The 17,998-nt window shown below is 40.3% G+C and carries 10 protein-coding genes and 1 pseudogene; 8 read left to right on the forward strand and 3 right to left on the reverse strand.

Annotated elements, in window-relative coordinates; all coding sequences use genetic code 11:
* Positions 1-237: 237 nt before the first annotated feature.
* Complete coding sequence (locus tag I2I13_RS05155; protein ID WP_195649004.1) at positions 238-1,080, reverse strand: aldo/keto reductase; 843 nt, start codon at positions 1,078-1,080, stop codon at positions 238-240.
* A gap of 232 nt (positions 1,081-1,312) precedes the next feature.
* On the opposite strand from I2I13_RS05155, the gene I2I13_RS05160 reads away from it, so the two are divergent.
* The gene (locus I2I13_RS05160) at positions 1,313-2,929 is read left to right on the forward strand and encodes an alpha/beta fold hydrolase (RefSeq protein WP_195649005.1); all 1,617 of its coding nucleotides are present in this window, start codon (positions 1,313-1,315) and stop codon (positions 2,927-2,929) included.
* A gap of 25 nt (positions 2,930-2,954) precedes the next feature.
* Here I2I13_RS05160 and I2I13_RS05165 read toward each other — a convergent pair whose 3' ends face one another.
* Together I2I13_RS05165 and I2I13_RS05170 are read right to left on the reverse strand one after the other, a co-directional pair.
* Positions 2,955-3,338, reverse strand: a complete 384-nt coding sequence (locus I2I13_RS05165) for a DUF3037 domain-containing protein (RefSeq protein ID WP_195649006.1) — start codon at positions 3,336-3,338, stop codon at positions 2,955-2,957.
* Positions 3,316-4,098, reverse strand: coding sequence for a HipA family kinase (locus I2I13_RS05170; protein WP_195358738.1), 783 nt, complete (start codon positions 4,096-4,098; stop codon positions 3,316-3,318). Before I2I13_RS05170 ends, I2I13_RS05165 begins: the two co-directional genes overlap by 23 nt.
* Positions 4,099-4,262: 164 nt before the next feature.
* Between I2I13_RS05170 and I2I13_RS05175 the strand changes: the two genes are divergently transcribed.
* From I2I13_RS05175 to I2I13_RS05205, 7 genes and pseudogenes are all read left to right on the forward strand, one after another.
* Positions 4,263-6,194, forward strand: a complete 1,932-nt coding sequence (locus I2I13_RS05175) for a glycoside hydrolase family 127 protein (RefSeq protein WP_195649007.1) — start codon at positions 4,263-4,265, stop codon at positions 6,192-6,194.
* Positions 6,195-6,333: 139 nt separating this feature from the next.
* Positions 6,334-7,224 (forward strand): annotated as a pseudogene (locus tag I2I13_RS05180) (alpha/beta fold hydrolase); the annotation flags it as partial.
* Between the two features lie 139 nt (positions 7,225-7,363).
* Complete coding sequence (locus I2I13_RS05185; RefSeq protein ID WP_195649008.1) at positions 7,364-10,096, forward strand: two-component regulator propeller domain-containing protein; 2,733 nt, start codon at positions 7,364-7,366, stop codon at positions 10,094-10,096.
* Positions 10,097-10,796: 700 nt separating this feature from the next.
* Positions 10,797-11,312, forward strand: coding sequence for an RNA polymerase sigma-70 factor (locus I2I13_RS05190; protein ID WP_195649009.1), 516 nt, complete (start codon positions 10,797-10,799; stop codon positions 11,310-11,312).
* A gap of 69 nt (positions 11,313-11,381) precedes the next feature.
* Entirely contained in the window at positions 11,382-14,669 is a 3,288-nt protein-coding gene (locus I2I13_RS05195) for a TonB-dependent receptor (RefSeq protein ID WP_195649010.1), read from the forward strand.
* Between the two features lie 12 nt (positions 14,670-14,681).
* Positions 14,682-16,406 (forward strand): RagB/SusD family nutrient uptake outer membrane protein, encoded by a 1,725-nt coding sequence (locus I2I13_RS05200; RefSeq protein ID WP_195649011.1) that lies wholly within the window; start codon positions 14,682-14,684, stop codon positions 16,404-16,406.
* 37 nt (positions 16,407-16,443) lie between these two features.
* Complete coding sequence (locus I2I13_RS05205; RefSeq protein ID WP_195649012.1) at positions 16,444-17,997, forward strand: Ig-like domain-containing protein; 1,554 nt, start codon at positions 16,444-16,446, stop codon at positions 17,995-17,997.
* Position 17,998: the final 1 nt, after the last annotated feature.

The raw sequence follows: 17,998 nt of genomic DNA on the forward strand, positions 1-17,998 counted from the left end.
TTTCACCACAGAGGACACGGAGGACACAGAGGTTATAATAATCTCTGAATTAGAACTCTGAAAACTCTGTGTCCTCCGTGTCCTCTGTGGTGAAAACCGTACGGAAATGAATGAAAGTTTATTTTCAATAGCTGATTCGTAGAATTTTATAATGAGCGCAATTAATGAGAACATCCCCTTTAACCTTGTCTTTCATGTAATGAAAGTAGCAAAAGGAGTAAAGGGGATTTCATTTCCTTATTTACTATAATTAATCAACCACTTCACCATCTCCGGGTCATTATGAGAGAAGAAAAGTGTCTTAGCTGTATCAAGTGCAGCGATAGCCGCCATAGCATCCGGTGTTAAAGAAAAATCGAAAACATTGAAATTCTCAATCATACGTTCTTTATGAGTCGATTTAGGAATCACGATAATATCGCGTTGAATCAGATAACGTAGTGCGACCTGTGCCACTGATTTGCCATATTCTTTACCGATTTCCTGGAGAGTCGGGTTGGTAAAGAAGTCGTTCCGTCCTTCAGCAAACGGACCCCATGACATAATTTTAGTGCCATATTCCTTCATGACTTCCTGTAACTTTATCTGTTGGTTGAAAACATGTGTCTCCACTTGGTTGACGGCAGGAGTGATTTCGCAGAATTCCGCCAAGTCAACAAAGCGGTCGGGATAGAAGTTGCTGACACCGATAGCACGAACTTTACCGGCTTTGTATGCTTCTTCCATAGCCCGGTAGGTTCCGTAATAATCACCGAATGGCTGATGGATAAGTAACAGGTCGATGTAATCACTTTTTAATTTACGCAGTGATTCTTCGATAGAAGCTTTGGCCTTTTCGTAACCGGCATTTGAAATCCATACTTTTGTAGTGATGAACAGTTCCTCACGCGGAATGCCACATTTACTGATTGCATTTCCTACACCCTCCTCATTATGATAGGCTTGTGCCGTATCAATGGAACGATAACCTGCACTGATTGCATCCAACACGCAACGTTCACACTCTTCAGGCGTAACCTGATAGACACCATAACCTAAAATAGGCATTTCAATGCCATTGTTCAATTTTACTTTGTCCATAATTAATCCTATTAAATTAAAATCGTATTCTAATGTTTTTATTATCTTTATCTCCTGTATGCAAAGTTAGTTTGTAAAAGGTAAACTGTTTTTATATAAATTACGGCTTTTGCTACCATTTTCACGGATAACCCTGTCTTTGCATTTAATCTTTCATATATATAGTCGTTTTTTGAGTGTTTTGTTTTCCATATTCGTAATATAGGAAGTTAAATCAATTAAAAGAAGCATTATGAATAAATATTTTCTTGTTGTTTTGTTATCTCTGTTCATGCAGACTACCCGAGTTGCAGCAGCCCCCTGGCAGTGGTCAGTAGAAATAAAAGAGCTGATTTCAGAAGAGACAAACGCCCATCCTTCTGCCTATCTATGGATACCGGAAAACTGCAAACAAGTCCGTGCCGTCATCGTCGGGCAACATAATATGACCGAAGAGACAATTTTCGAACATCCCGGATTCCGGAAAAATATGGCAAAACTTGGGATTGCAGAGATATGGATCACTCCCGGAATAGACCAGCGCTGGGACGTGACAAAAGGTACCCAGCAAATCTTTGAAACAATGATGAAGAACCTGTCTGAAATAAGCGGGTATACAGAACTGGAGTTTGCCCCGGTCATCCCTATCGGACATTCGGCAATGGCTACTTATCCGTGGAACTTTGCCGCTTGGAATCCCGAACGTACATTGGCCGTACTTTCTATTCACGGTGATTCTCCCAGAACTCATTTGACAGGCTACGGAAGTGCAAATTTGGATTGGGGAAACCATACGATTGAAGGTATTCCTTCATTAATGGTAATGGGGGAGGACGAATGGTGGGAAGACCGATTGATAACTTCCTTCGATTATCGCCGTGAATATCCGAATGCTCCCCTTTCATTCCTTGCAGATGCAGGACATGGACATTTCGATATATCCGATGAATTGATTGATTATCTTTCTCTTTTTCTGAAAAAGGCAGTGCAATACCGGTTGCCAAGCCATTTTCCATCGAATACTCCGGTTCTGTTAATTCCGGTAGAAGCAAAGAATGGATGGCTGGCAGACCGCTGGCGAAAGAATGAAAAGCCTACAGCCGAAGCCGCTTCCTATGATAAGTATAAAGGAGACAAGACCCATGCGTTTTGGTATTTTGATAAAGAAATGGCAGATGCCACAGAAAAATATTACGCCAATGAGCGTGGAAAGACAGAGCAGTACATCGGCTTTGAGCAAAAAGGAAAACTGATTACTTTCAATCCGAAATCCCATGTACGTATGTCTCCTTCTTTTCAACCCGAGGCGGACGGAGTTACTTTCCATTTGAAAGCTGTGTACACAGATACGTTAAGGAACGAATATTCTCAAAAACACAGTACACGTCCCATTCGAATGTCGAGAATCTGCGGTCCGGTGGAAGTGGTGAATGATACAACTTTTACTGTACGTTTCTATCGGATGGGATTGGATAATCCTAAACGTACAGGAAGTATCTGTCTGATGGCTTCCGTAAAACAGGATCATAGCTACCGGAGTGCCGTTCAGCAGGTAGAAATTCGTATTCCTTACCGGAATAAGGAAGGAATACCCCAACGTATTATTTTTCCGAAACTATCCGATGTAAAGGCTTCAGTGAAAGAAATAACTTTGAAAGGAACTGCTGACTCCGGTCTTCCGGTTTACTATTATGTAAAAGAAGGACCGGCAGAAATAAAGGGGGATAAATTGGTATTGACTAAAATTCCTCCGCGTGCAAAATTTCCGGTAAAGGTGACAGTGGTAGCTTGGCAATATGGACGTAGCGGGGAACCTAAAGTGCAGACTGCTGAAGCAGTGGAGCGAAGCTTTTACATTACTGCCCGTTAGTTTGACAAAGAGATTGTTCAAGGAGTCAGAGTACCAATTCCTTGAACAATCTTTCCAAAGTCCTATCCAAATCAGCGGAGAATCCCGGATGCGGGCGGGACACCTGTATGCAGGAACTTTTTACTGCGGTCAGCCAACGAAATCTGTCAGGAATATCCATATTGGCTATAGCTCCTCCCTCTTTATTTCCCATGCATATCTTGTCAAAGACCTGTAACCCTTCTTTCAGGCAATTAATATCCAGTTCGGAAGAAAACAGTTTTAGTTTGTTCTCATCTATCGTATAGAGGGATTTCAGGTATTTGGCTTGTTTGGAAAACAATACAATCCCCATATTGATAAACTCCTCCCGTTCTACTTTAGGAACGAAACGGATGACTGCGTATTCATATAAGTGCCTTTCTTGCATTTTGCGCTTCATTTACAAATGTTTCGGAATGCTTAATCCTTTCTTCTAAGAATTGAATATAAATCTCTCTCAAATCCTGTGGAGTTTCTGTACCTTCCGTCCAGTTCAACCAGTCGTCGGGAATAGCATTGACTATCTCACGGATTTTATCAGAAGTTAATATCTGTCTGAATTCGATATCTACTTCTTCCAGTTTATCGGCAAACGGCAATAATACATGGTCTTTTATCTGTACAAAAGGAACCAGTGCCTGTTTTTGCCAGTTAGTCCAGGAATGGTGGAAATAAAGAGAAGCCCCATGATCAATCAACCATAGTTCTTTGTGCCACATCAGCATATTGGTATTTTTAATGGTACGGTCTACGTTAGTCAGCAAGGCATCCAGCCATACCACTTGCGAAGCCGTTTTCCCATCTACTTGATGTACTATCGGATCAAAAGTCAATGAACCGGAAAGGAAATGCAATCCCATATTCAGTCCGCGACTCCATTGAAGTAAATCCTGTATCTCTTCGTCCGCTTCCGTCCGCCCGAAGGCCTCGTCCAGATTCAGAAAAACTATTTCGGGAACTCTGAACCCCAGTGCACGGGCTATCTCCCCACCAATCAGTTCGGCAATTAGCGCTTTTGTTCCGTGTCCTGCCCCTCTGAATTTGACTACATACTTAAATTCATCGTCAGCTTCGGCCAAAGCAGGCAATGAACCTCCCTCACGCAGAGGAAGAATATATCTTGTGACATTTGCCGTACGTAAATCCATGTAGCTCCTTTCTTTGATTTGGGGAATAAAGATAGGACGTTTCAGATGAATTTTATAAGAAAGTGGGCTTTAAATTAAAGAATTGTAGCTTAATTAAATAATTTTGTAGCTTTGAGTGTTTGAGGCACCTTGTTCGTATCTTATAGGTAAAAGATAGAAATAGTATGAATAAGAAAATTTTAGTTACGGCAATCTTGTTTGGTTCATTGACAGTATCGGGTATAGTGTCAGCTCAATCTGTATATCCCGGTCAACATCAGGGAAAGTTGAAAAAGGAAACAGTGGCTCCCCTTCAAGCAGAAAGTTTTGATTTGAAAGACGTCCGCTTGTTGCCAAGTCGTTTCCGTGATAATATGCTTCGGGATTCTGCCTGGATGACTTCAATAGATGTGAATCGCCTGCTGCATAGCTTCCGTACCAATGCCGGTGTATTTGCCGGACGTGAGGGCGGTTATATGACAGTGAAAAAACTCGGTGGTTGGGAATCTTTGGATTGCGAACTTCGCGGACATACTACCGGACATATGCTTTCGGCACTTGGTTTGATGTACGCAGCTACCGGTAGTGAGATATTCAAGCTGAAAGGTGATAGCTTGGTCAATGGATTGGAAGAAGTGCAGAATGCATTAAAAAACGGATATTTGAGTGCTTGGCCTGAAGAATTGATAAACCGGAACATCCAGGGAAAAAGCGTATGGGCTCCTTGGTATACGCTGCATAAACTTTTTTCCGGGCTGATAGACCAATACCTGTATGCGGATAACAAGAAAGCATTAACTATCGCCACCCGAATGGGTGACTGGGCATACAATAAGCTGAAACCTCTTAGTGAAGAAACATGTAAGCTTATGATCCGCAATGAATTTGGCGGTATCAATGAGTCATTCTACAATTTGTACTCAATCACGGGAGATGAACGTTATCGTTGGCTGGCGGAATATTTCTACCACAATGATGTAATCGACCCGTTGAAAGAACTTCGTGATGACTTGGGAACGAAGCATACCAATACATTTATCCCGAAAGTGATAGCCGAAGCCCGCAACTACGAATTAACCCGCAACGAGACAAGCCGGAAACTTTCGGAATTTTTCTGGCATACCATGATTGACCATCATACTTTCGCCCCGGGATGCAGCAGTGATAAAGAACACTACTTTGACCCGAATAAGTTATCCCAACATCTGACCGGTTATACCGGAGAAACCTGTTGTACCTATAATATGCTCAAACTTAGCCGCCATCTTTTCTGCTGGACGGGCGATTCATCTATTGCAGATTATTATGAAAAGGCATTGTACAATCATATCTTGGGACAACAAGATCCCGAAACGGGTATGGTGGCTTATTTCCTGCCTTTGCTTTCCGGTTCTCATAAACTATATAGCACAAAAGAGAACTCTTTTTGGTGTTGCGTAGGCAGTGGATTTGAGAATCACGCAAAGTTTGGAGAAGCCATCTATTATCACAACAATCAAGGAATATATGTAAATCTGTTTATCCCATCACAGGTAATCTGGAAAGAGAAGGGACTGACCATCCGTCAAGAAACGGAGTTTCCACAGGAAGAAACAACGCGGTTCACTTTCCGGGCAGAGAATCCCGTTCGCACCACTGTTTATCTGCGTTATCCTTCATGGAGCAAAGATGTGAAAGTGCTGGTGAACGGTAAGAAAGTATCTGTAAAGCAGAAACCGGGCTCTTATATCGCCATTACCCGTGAATGGAAAGATGGCGATCAAATTTCGGCTACTTATCCGATGCAAATCAAACTGGAATCTACTCCGGATAATCCGGACAAGGCAGCTCTGTTATATGGTCCGCTAGTATTGGCGGGAGAACGGGGAACAGAGGGTATGCAGGCGCCTGCTCCTTTCTCTAATCCTGCTCTTTACAATGATTATTATACCTATGATTTTCGTGTCCCTGCCCATCTGCGCACTTCTTTGAAACTGGATAAGAAGCATCCCGAACGTGCTTTGCAGCGGGTAGGAAGTGATTTGAAGTTTACGACAGAACAAGGAGATGTGATTCGTCCGCTATATGATTTGCATCACCAGCGCTATGTCGTATATTGGGATTTGCAATCAGAATAAAGTCTATTTAAATAAAGTATATCAAGAATTAAGAAACATAAAAACGAATGATAAGATGAACGGTCGCTTATTAATTACTGCTTTATTAAATATCTGCTTTCTTACCGTTTCCTCCAAGGGATTATCCGGTCAGGAAAGCCAGGATGCTTTTTCTTCCTTCTATGGTAGTCCGGTTGTTTCACCAACAGTTATGAAAGGTAATTTATTAGTCGTAAAACAAGGCCGTATTAACATTGGGAATGGCTTTCTGTATTATGAAGAAGCAGGTCAGGGTGAGCCGATTATTTTTGTTCATGGTCATTCGCTTGACCATCGTATGTGGGACGAACAGTTTTCGGTGTTTGCGAAAAAGTATCATGTCATTCGCTATGATTTAAGAGGATATGGTCTTTCTTCTTCCCAAACCGAAGATTATCAATTTACACATGCTGAAGATTTGGTTACGTTGATGGATTCCTTACACATCCAAAAAGCGCATATTGTCGGACTTTCTTTGGGTGGCTTTATTACCGCCGATATGTTGGCGTACTTTCCGGAACGAATGTTATCCGCTTTTTTAGCCAGTGGAAACATAAGAAAATCGAAAGGTCCGAGTGAACCTATGACGAAAGAAGAAGCCATGAGACGTGAGGAAGAGATTGCTGCATTGAAAGAGAAAGGAGTGGAGGTGATGAAGAAGGAGTGGTTTGAAGGACTGATGAAATCCGGAGGAACCCAACGCGAACGGATGCGTGCGCCTCTGTGGCAAATGATTGACGAATGGGATGCATGGCAACCGTTACATAAGGAAGTGCGCGTGGTAGCTGGTTTGGATGCTATTGAGATGCTGAAAAAGAACCACCCTGCCGTACCAGCTTTGATTGTGGAAGGTCACTCGTCTGGTAACCGGTTCTCAAAGGAACCTCAAATTTTGAATTATCTTCCGAATGGAAAGCTGAAAGTGATCGAAGATTGCGGACATATGATGAATATGGAGCGTCCGGAAGAGTTTAATGCGGCTTTAGAAGATTTTTTATTTAGATTACATTGAGTAAATAATTTAATCCCTTCGTATTTGTCTATGTGCATATGGTAAATACGAAGGGATGACTTTTTTTATTAGAAGTACTTCCTTTTGGAGATTTTTATGTAAGTTTGTCACATGTTTAATATGAAAAAGCCCATTGTAGGTGAAAGACACGATTAAATATCTGATTCTTCTAATAATATATTTGGTTTGTGGGGTCAATCTACAAGCCCAGGATTACACGTTCCGTAATGTCGTGATGTCCGACGGCCTTTCCGGGCTGTTGGTGAATGCTATTTATAAAGATTCAGAGGGCTTTGTTTGGTTAGGAACGGATAATTGTCTCGACCGTTTTGATGGAGTAAAAGTACGCCATTTTGAATTCCGGGGCATTGAATCAGGAAGAAAGAAACGGGTAAACAGCGTTACAGAAACAGCCAACAGGCAACTGTGGGTGGGAAATGGAATCGGACTTTGGCGATTGGACCGTACAAACAGCCAATTGGAAAGAATTGTCCCCGAAAAGATTGATTTTGCCGTGAATGCTTTGTTGGCTAATGAGGATATTCTTTATATCGGTACGGAGAAAGGCTTGTTTATTCATAAAGACGGTCAATTACTACAGGTTTTGACAGATCGGAATATGCTTGCCGCCTGTAACAGAATCATGGATATTTGTTTAAATGAAGATCAAACCGTATTATGGCTGGCTACTGTGCAGGGACTGTTTTCTTATTCGCTGAAAGACGGAAAGATTGATTCCTGGCATTTTCAAGAGAATGTGCCCGAAACAGATTATTTCCGTTGTTTGACCCGTATCGGAGAAACGCTCTATCTAGGTACAATGAGCCAAGGTGTAGTACGTTTCGATATAAAAAAGGAAATATTCTCTCATGCGGTATCTTTAGGCTGTGATGTCATTTCTGATATTTCCAGCGATGGAAAAGAGACCGTATATATAGCTACTGACGGTAATGGCGTCCATTTCCTCTCACATAAAGACCAACAAGTGACACGCCGCTTCTACCACGATGTCAATGATAAGGAAGGAATTCGCAGTAATTCTATTTATTCCTTACTTGTAGATGATAGAGGTGCTGTCTGGGTGGGACATTTTCAGGCAGGATTGGATTATTCACTCTATCAGAACGGACTTTTCCGTACGTATGCCTATCCGCCTTTGTTCAATTCGGCAAACCTCTCCATTCGTTCTTTCGTAAACCGAGGGCAAGAGAAGGTTATCGGTTCACGCGATGGTTTGTTTTATATAAATGAGGTTTCCGGAGTCGTGAAGAGTTTTGTAAAACCCGTTTTGACTTCGGATCTGATACTGACAATCAGCTTCTATCAAGGAGAATATTATATAGGTACGTATGGTGGCGGTATGATGGTACTGGATCCGGGAACGTTATCTCTTAAATATTTTGCACAAGGAGATACGGAGCTTTTTCAAAAGGGACATATATTCTGTGTGAAACCGGATGCAAAAGGAAATCTTTGGATAGGTACTTCACACGGACTCTTCTGTTATAACGGACAGACCAAACAGATCAAACACTTTACCAGTGCTAACTCCCAACTGCCGGAGGGCAATGTGTATGAAGTAAGCTTTGATTCTACGGGTAAAGGATGGATTGCTACCGAAACCGGTATGTGTATTTATGATCCGGCTTCTCAAAGTTTACGTTCTAATGTGTTTCCGGAGGGATTCGTTCATCGGGATAAGGTGCGTACGATCTACGAAGATGCTGAACACAACCTCTATTTTATCCGTGAGAAAGGGAGCTTGTTTACATCTACTTTAACGATGGATCGTTTCCGGAATCGCTCTATCTTTTCTACTCTTCCGGACAATTCGCTGATGTCTGTTATAGAAGATAACCAAGGCTGGCTGTGGGTAGCTTGCAATGATGGATTGTTGCGTATTAAAGAAGAGGGAGAGGAGTATGATGCTTTCACTTTCAATGATGGAGTGCCGGGACCAACTTTTACGAATGGAGCCGCTTATAAAGATGAAAAAGGACTATTGTGGTTTGGTAACACCAAAGGACTGATTTATGTCGATCCGAAACGTGTGGACGAAGTGCGTGGCAAGGTTCGTCCGATCGTATTTACCGATATACTGGCTAATGGCGTTCCTTTCACCAGCTCCTCTTTGAAATACAACCAGAATAATTTGACTTTCTGTTTCACTGATTTTGCCTATGGTCTGCCGTCTGCCTTACTATATGAATATAGACTGGAGGGAGTGGACAAGGACTGGAAACTATTGGCTGCACAGAACGAAGTTTCCTATTACGGACTTTCTTCCGGAACTTATACTTTCCGTGTACGTCTTCCGGGAAATGAGCAGTCGGAAGCTATCTGCCGAGTGACAGTACGCTCTATGATACCCTGGTGGGGATGGGGATTTTCCATTTTATTAATTGTAGGAATTATAGCCTTTATACGATATTATGTCTGGAAACGTATGCGTCGTTTACTTGCTTCTTCTGCTGTTGAAGAGAAATATAAGACGAATAGACTGACCGAAGAGGAATGTAAAGAACTTCATAAGAAACTGGTGGCTTATGTGGAGAAAGAAAAGTCATATATCAATCCCGACTTAAAAATGGGTGACTTGGCTTCTGCTTTGGATACTTCTTCACACTCATTATCGTATCTTTTGAACCAGTATCTAAATCAGTCTTACTATGACTTTATCAATGAATACCGCGTTACCCAATTCAAAAAGATGGTAGCGGATAGTCAATATTCCCGCTATACCTTGACTGCACTGGCAGAACTTTGTGGTTTTAGTTCACGTGCTTCTTTCTTCCGTTCATTTAAAAAGAGTACGGGAGTTACTCCGAATGAATACATCCGTAGTATAGGCGGAACAGCCAAAGAAGAGTAACTTTTCGACTTATTATCTCTGAAATCTATTTTGCACTCATATTCCCTTCACTCCTTCACTTCTCCCTGTTCATCGGGGATAGAGGGTGAAGGCTCCCGATTCACTAAGTGACTTTCTTTCTTCCGCTTATTTCTTTCCATAATCTATTAATAGATAAGTTCTCCTTCTCCCTATATAAACTTCTTTTGGTCCTATTGTAAAGTTGTTTTTTATAGGGAGTAATCTATAAACGCAAGCTTTGTTTTTATAAATGCAACTTGCGTTTATAAAAACAAAGCTTGCAATTATATAATTGAAGCTTGCATTTATAGTTTACCCTTAATCAAATGTAACTTTGCAATAAGTGCAAAGCAAGTTTATCTTTAATGAAATGAAAGTTTTCTCTTAATGTTTATGTTTCATCAAAGCCGTTGATGAGACAATGAATCGGTAAGATCATGAAATGATGAGATTGAAAAGGAGAGAAAGGTAAGGGCAAACAGGTGTAAGTGGAGCAAAAATGCGTAGATTTTAGTGTATGGAGTCTCATTTTATAAAGTGATACTCTATTTGATGCGAGTGTAAATTGTTGATAATGAGAAGAATGTGTTTAAATAAGTCTAACTAGATTCGTTGAGATTGATCTGCTTTATTTTCTGGCTGTTATATCCGAAATCCCCTCTATATTTGCATCGTGATCAAAACCGAAAAAGATAGTATTATGGAGACAATAGCTAACACTTCCGACAACATTATCACCCGTGCTTATGAAGAATATTATCAGGTGATTCTTACCTATATTACTTATCGTATTACTCATCGCTACGAAGCAGAGGATCTAACCCAAGATGTATTTGTACGTCTGTTGGACTACAAACAAATGCTCCGTCCGGACACTGTGAAATATTTTCTGTTCACTATTGCCCGCAATATTGTAATCGACTATATCCGTCGTTATTATAAGAAGCAGGAGATAGACAGCTACATCTATGATACTATGTCTACTTCTACCAATGAAACCGAAGAAAAAATTATCGGTGATGATTTAATGACAATGGAACGGACCCGTCTGGCTGCCATGCCCGAACAACGTCGGTTAATTTATACATTAAGCCGTTTTGAAAATAAAACTTCTCCGGAAATCGCTAATGAACTGAATCTAAGTTGTAGGACGGTAGAAAACCACCTATTCCTTGGACGTCGTGAAATGCGCGAATTCTTCCGAAACTGTATATAATCTTATTCATTAATAAATAACCCTTTGTGCTTATGGAAAAGGAGTCAGAATTTACAAAGAGGCACCTGTATGCCTTCCCTTATTTTAGAGAACAAAAATTTAATACTATTTTTAAACCTCAAATTTAATTTTATGAATGATATCTTAAAGTGTTCGCCGAAGAGATTTTTATTTTCAATGGTGGTTGCTTCTGCGTTATTGACAGGAATACCCCAAAATACCTATGCGGAAGTTGATAGGTCGCAAACTGTTATGCAGACGGTGACAGTAAAGGGGACTGTGTTAGATGCAAATAATGAGCCGATAATCGGTGCTAGTGTGTTGATGAAGGGGACTACTAATGGTACAATTACGGATATAGACGGAAACTTTATACTTAGTAATGTCAATCCGGGAACATTGGTTATTTCTTATATTGGCTATAAAACAAAAGAAGTTAATGTGAACGGTAGCGCACCTGTGAAAATTACATTGCAAGAAGATTCTGAAGTATTGGATGAAGTGGTAGTAGTGGGTTATGGTACCCAGAAAAAATCTTCATTAACAGGTGCTGTTGCAGTTGTAGGAGCTAAAATGCTTCAGGAAAAAGGAGGACTGTCTAGCCCATTGGAAGCTCTACAAGGACAGGTGCCTGGTGTTATGATAACTCGTAGTTCCTCTGCTCCGGGTGATGAAAGCTGGGGATTAAGTTTGCGCGGATCAGTATCAGTGAACAGTACAGAACCATTAATAATAATTGATGGGGTAGCGTATGAAAGTGTGAATGAGCTTCGTCTGCTGAATCCTAATGATATTGAATCAATGAACTTTTTGAAAGATGGTGCCGCTGCAATCTATGGTTCTCGTGCTGCTGGTGGTGTTGTCTTAATAACTACAAAGAAAGGCGCTGAAGGTAAAGTGAAAGTAGAATATAGCGGTAGCACTACTTTGAAAACTGTTGGTTTGATGGCTTCTGCCATGAATATTGATCAATGGGCAGATGGGGTAATGACAGCATTGACGAACGATAAAAACACGTCTAATGTCTGGTATACTTATGCGGAATTGGCAAAGAAATATAAAGGGTCATATCTTGATATGCGCTATAGTCCTAACCCGTTCGGTTCGACCAACTTTACGGATGTTGCAGATTTTGTGTTCACAGATGATGTAAATTGGCTGGATACGCTTTTTGGTGATACATGGAGTACGGAGCATAGTTTAAGTGTTTCCGGTGGTTCAGAAAAATCATCTTATCGTATTTCGATGAGTTATCTTTATGATGGTTCTACATTGCAATTTGGTGACAATAACAACAAGCGTTATAACTTTCGTATGAATAATACATATAAGTTTACAAAGAACCTGAAACTGGACTCTTCTATTTCGTACAATCGGCAGGAACAGGTTGCTCCGACACAGATTGAGTCAGCTTTATCCGCTACTTTGCCTATGCCGGGACTTCCATTTGAGTCCTTAAACGGAAAACCGTATGCATGGGGAACATGGGGATCTCCTGCGGCTATTGTTAGTAATGGTGGTAATAATAAACTCTCTGTTTCTGCTATATCATTAAGCGAGACATTGAATTATCAGATTTTAGATTGGTTATCCGCTAATGCTAATGTTGGATATAGTACGAGTACGGCATCCCGTAATAAAACAACAAATTCAGTCACTTTTTATAATTATATGGGTGATGTAGAAGTGCGGACAGATCCAACGCAAGCAAACTCAACTTACACTCAGACAAGTTCGAGAACTGATTTTTATTCAGTTTCCGGTTATTTGGCAGCTAATAAAACATTTGCGCAAAAACATAAGTTGAATTTGACATTGGGTGCACAATATGAATTTAAGGAGTATACTTATTTTGGAGTGATGGTGAAAGATATTCAGAATGGTATGGAAATAGTAAACGGTTCGGGTGATGTGACTTTGACCGGTGATGAAAAGAAATATCAAAATGCGAATCTTTCTTATTTTGGACGTTTTAATTATGATTATGATGGGCGTTACTTGCTGGAACTGAATGGACGTTATGATGGTTCTTCTAAGTTCTTGCCGGAAAACCGTTGGGATCTCTTTTATGGTGTTTCATTGGGTTGGCGTATAAAAGAAGAATCTTTTTTGCAGAAGGTTGATTGGTTAAGTGATTTGAAGCTACGTCTTTCTTATGCAGAAGTCGGTAATCAGAGTGGCATTGGAAACTATGACGGAGTACAACTTTATAATTTGGTTGCAGCAGGTGATGATGGCGCATATATAGGTTCTAATAAACTTTCTTATATAAAAACGAACGGAACTCTGGCTTCTACAACACGTAGTTGGGAACGCATAAAAAATTATAATGTTGGTGTTGATTTTGGTTTTCTGAATGGTAGTTTGACTGGTTCTGTCGAGGCTTTTATGAAGCAGAACAATAATATGTTAGTTAGTGTCACTTTCCCGGGAACGTTAGGAGATTCTGCTCCGAAAGCGAATGCCGGAAAGTTTAAAGGATGGGGATATGAAGGTCAACTTAACTATCGTAACAGGATTGGAGATGTAAACTATCACATAGGTGGTACTTTTACTTTTGCCCGTAATGAATTAGTGGATTACGGTGGTACAACAGTTTTAAAGTCAGGATATGTACAAACACAACAAGGTTATCCTCTGAATTCAATTTTCGGTCTGCGTTACGGTGGCAAGATTCAGAATGAAGAACAGTTGGCTGCCTACAAGACAAAGTATTATAATAATAATGGAATTGGTATGCCATCGAATCTGCGTGTAGGTGACAATATGTATTGTGACGAAAACGGAGACGGTGTATTAGATGAAAAAGACTATATCTATCTGGGCAGTGACACTCCTGAAATCTCTTATTCTTTCAATTTTGGGGCAGACTATAAAGGATTTGATATCAACGTTGTTTTTCAGGGAGTTGCCAATCGTTTTGTTTATCGTCCGATTGATAATTGGACAGTGCCGTTCCGTAGCAATTATACCAATACAAGCACTGCTTCTCTTGGCAATACATGGAGTGAAAATAACCGGGATGCTTACTATGCCCCATATACCAATGAAAGTAATATCAATAATTACAATTATCAGGCATCCTCTTTGACAGCACAAGATGGTCGTTATCTTCGTCTGAAGAATGTAACAATCGGTTATACTTTTCCTGCTAAGTTGTTGAATAAAACAAAAGTAATATCAGGGGCCCGTATATATCTGACGGGAGCTGATTTGTGGGAAACTACCAAAATAAAAGATGGATGGGATCCTGAAGCATCTGCTCGTGATACCAATAATACCACTCAGGCAGCTAAGGGGGTGAAACGTTATCCGTTCACTCGTAACTTTACTATCGGAGCTAATTTAACCTTTTAAATAATTGATGATATGAAATTAAAACAATATATAAAAGCCGCATGTCTTTTTTCTTTCGTAGCAGTGACAACTTCCTGTATGGATTTGGAACCATTGTCGGATTTGGGAGATAATTTGGTGTGGGACAACGCTGCCAACTTTCAGCTGTTTGCTAACCAGTTTTATAGTTGGCCTCATGATTTTGACCGTGCTGTGTCAGATGAACCTCATAGTGATTACCGTTCTGATTTAGTGGCAGGTTCATCCATGAATGTATATAGCCAGGGTACAAATGCTATTCCTGCTACAGATGCTAATTACACCAAACTATATAAACGTATTTACTATACTAACCTATTGTTGAAGAATGCAGAAAGTTTTGATGTACCGGCGGATATTATAGTACCTGTAGCCGAAGCTAAATTTTTCCGTGCATATAGTCATTTCGAATTAGTACAGCTTTATGGTGACGCTATCATTCTTACGGAACCTTTGGACTTGGATTCTGAAAAACTTTACGGCAAACGTAATGATCGTGGTGAGGTGATTGACCAGGTGATTAAGGATTTGAAGGATGCAGTTGGCGGCTTACCTGAAACATCATCGGAGGCGGGACGATTGAATAAATATATCGCATATGCCATGTTGTCACGCGTAGCATTGTATGAAGGTACTTGGCAGAAATTTCACACTAACGGCAAAGATGCCACCTCAAATACTTCCCGTAGTACGGAATTGCTGACTATTGCGAAGGATGCCGCCAATGAAGTAATTAAAGGTGGTAAATATCAGTTGTTCTATAATGAAAAACTGGGTAATGAGAGCTATCGCTATATGTTCACATTAGAAGATGGTGCACAATGTAATCCGGCAAATCTTTCGAAGAGTGACAATACAGAATATATCTTTGTGAAACGTCATCGTAATGGAGATAAAACTGCATGGAACCTGACCCATGGTATGGTGGCAAATGCTTGCTATGTAACCCGTAAATTGGCGAATATGTATCTTTGTTCTGATGGGTTGCCTATTGGTAAGTCATCCAAATTCCAGCAATATGCCAGTGTGACTGATGAATTCCAAAATCGGGATAACCGCATGGGAAATAATATGCTATATCATGGACAACAATACTGGAATAATGACGGTAAATGGCGCACAACTTGGACGGATGCTGATTTAACAAGTAGCCTGACTGCTAATGTACGTTCGGGTAGTGGATATCAAAACCGTAAATGGGGTACTGAACGCCAGGTGGAAGATTATTACGAATCTTATGATTTCCCGGTTATCCGGTATGCAGAAGTATTGTTGAATTATGCGGAAGCTGTTTATGAATTGAATGGTACTATTACAGATTCAGAATTAGATTATTCATTGAATAAGGTTCGTCTTCGTGTCAATCCAAGTATGCCTAAGTTGAGTAGTACATTAGTTTCGGCAAACAATCTTTCAATGCGTGAAGAAATACGCCGGGAACGTACTGTAGAACTGGTATTGGAAGGTTTTCGCATTGATGACTTAAAGCGTTGGGCTACAGCTCCTGATGAAATGCCACAAGATATGCTTGGTGTGCAAGTGACAGATACTTGGTTTGAAACAAACTGGACAGATCATAAACGTTCACTTAGTTCTGACGGTTGTCTTATTCTTTATAGTGATCGTACTTGGAATGATAAACTTTATCTTTACCCGCTGCCTTCTGACCAATTACAGTTGAATCCGCAGTTGGAACAGAACCCTGGTTGGAAGAACTAAGATGTGTTATTGTAATAATGAATAAAAGAGAAAACGTATGAAACAGATATTAAAATATGGGCTGGGTTGTCTTTTTATGACAGCAGTTGTTTCCACATTTTTTTCATGTGATGATAATGATGAGGTATCCCCACTTTCTAAAGCGATTTATCCTGCGTCGGTTGAAATGATTATTTCTGAAGATTTGCAGCAGTTTATCTATATTGATGATACGAAAGTCAAGGTACTTCCTTTAGTAAAAGGAGAGAAAGTGGAATTGGGATATAGTATAACACCTGATGACGTAACTTATAAGGAGGTGAATTGGACTTCCAGTAATGAAAATGTGGCCACGGTGGATGCCAGTGGTACGGTAAATGCCGTCAGTGGTAATGGTACGGGCATTGCTGTAATTCAGGTTGCTCCAAGTGTTTATTATTCGGGTAGTGATGTGGCTAGTGCCTTGAAAGTGTTGGTTGTTAATTCATTGGTTAGTGCGGAAAGCATTACGATTAGTTCTGATGCGGATAATGTATATGCAGGAGAGACATTGCAACTTTCAGCAGCAATTTTACCGTCTTCTGCTACTTATAAGACAGTGAAATGGTCAAGTTCTGATGAAACTGTAGCTACTGTGGATAAAGACGGACTTGTTACGGGACTGGATAGTGGCAAGGGCGCTGCTGTCACTGTTACTATCACTGCCACATCTTTGGACGGTGCAAATGTGATAGCTACTAAAGATATTATCGTGAATTCGATTGTACAACCGGAAGAGATTACCATCGATCAGAATTACTCATCAACTAATGGCTATGAATTTGCTATTGCAGAAAAGAGTGTAGCATTGAACTTTACTACAGTGCCGGAAAATTGTACTAAGTCATTGATAGAATGGACTTCAAGTGATGAAACAATTGCTACAGTGAAAGCTGGTGTTGTTACTTTCAATAAGAACGGTGTGTTTGGCAAGGTTACTATTACGGCTACCTGTCCGGAAACAGGAAATACTTCATCTATTGAATTGAATTTGGCAGAAGGTTTAATACGAGAGCTTTTCCGTGATAAAGATAATTGTACATGGTATTATGATCCAAACCAAGCGGCTTCATGGGAATGGCATGAAGGCTATATTACCATTACTCCTAAGGCGGGTACAAAATGGCGCGGAGACTTTAAATGTTATGAAACATCCTGGTTGCATGCTGGTAATTATCCTATTTTTGCAATTCGTATGGATGATTTGAAGGATGTTGAAGGAGTGACTGCACGGAATATTAATCTGGATGGATCGAATGGCTCTTGTGAGGGCGCTAAATTCTCTGGTAATTTAGGTGGAAATAATAATAAGTGGCTGAATGATTATAAGTGCAGTGATGGTAGTCATGTCTTTATTTATGATATATCTACTCAGAAATGGGGATCAACGGATATACTACCGACGACTTCTGTTGCATCATTTAGTACTCTTACATTTAAATATGCCGATATAACCTCATCTTCTGCTACGCCGGTAAGTTATAATGTTTATTGGATACAGACATTCAAGACTGTACAAGATGTACAAGCATATGTTGAATCGGAAGGATTAACTTACGAAGTAATAAAATAAT

The organism is Bacteroides sp. D55t1_190419_B8, assembly GCF_015558905.1.
GTDB classification, from domain to species: Bacteria; Bacteroidota; Bacteroidia; order Bacteroidales; family Bacteroidaceae; genus Bacteroides; species Bacteroides vicugnae.

Excerpts from the sequence above, each read along its gene's own strand:
- I2I13_RS05155 (WP_195649004.1), bottom strand. The coding sequence starts at position 1,080 with ATGGACAAAGTAAAATTGAACAATGGCATTGAAATGCCTATTTTAGGT.
- I2I13_RS05160 (WP_195649005.1), top strand. The coding sequence starts at position 1,313 with ATGAATAAATATTTTCTTGTTGTTTTGTTATCTCTGTTCATGCAGACT.
- I2I13_RS05165 (WP_195649006.1), bottom strand. The coding sequence starts at position 3,338 with ATGCAAGAAAGGCACTTATATGAATACGCAGTCATCCGTTTCGTTCCT.
- I2I13_RS05170 (WP_195358738.1), bottom strand. The coding sequence starts at position 4,098 with ATGGATTTACGTACGGCAAATGTCACAAGATATATTCTTCCTCTGCGT.
- I2I13_RS05175 (WP_195649007.1), top strand. The coding sequence starts at position 4,263 with ATGAATAAGAAAATTTTAGTTACGGCAATCTTGTTTGGTTCATTGACA.
- I2I13_RS05190 (WP_195649009.1), top strand. The coding sequence starts at position 10,797 with ATGGAGACAATAGCTAACACTTCCGACAACATTATCACCCGTGCTTAT.
- I2I13_RS05195 (WP_195649010.1), top strand. The coding sequence starts at position 11,382 with ATGCCTTCCCTTATTTTAGAGAACAAAAATTTAATACTATTTTTAAAC.
- I2I13_RS05200 (WP_195649011.1), top strand. The coding sequence starts at position 14,682 with ATGAAATTAAAACAATATATAAAAGCCGCATGTCTTTTTTCTTTCGTA.
- I2I13_RS05205 (WP_195649012.1), top strand. The coding sequence starts at position 16,444 with ATGAAACAGATATTAAAATATGGGCTGGGTTGTCTTTTTATGACAGCA.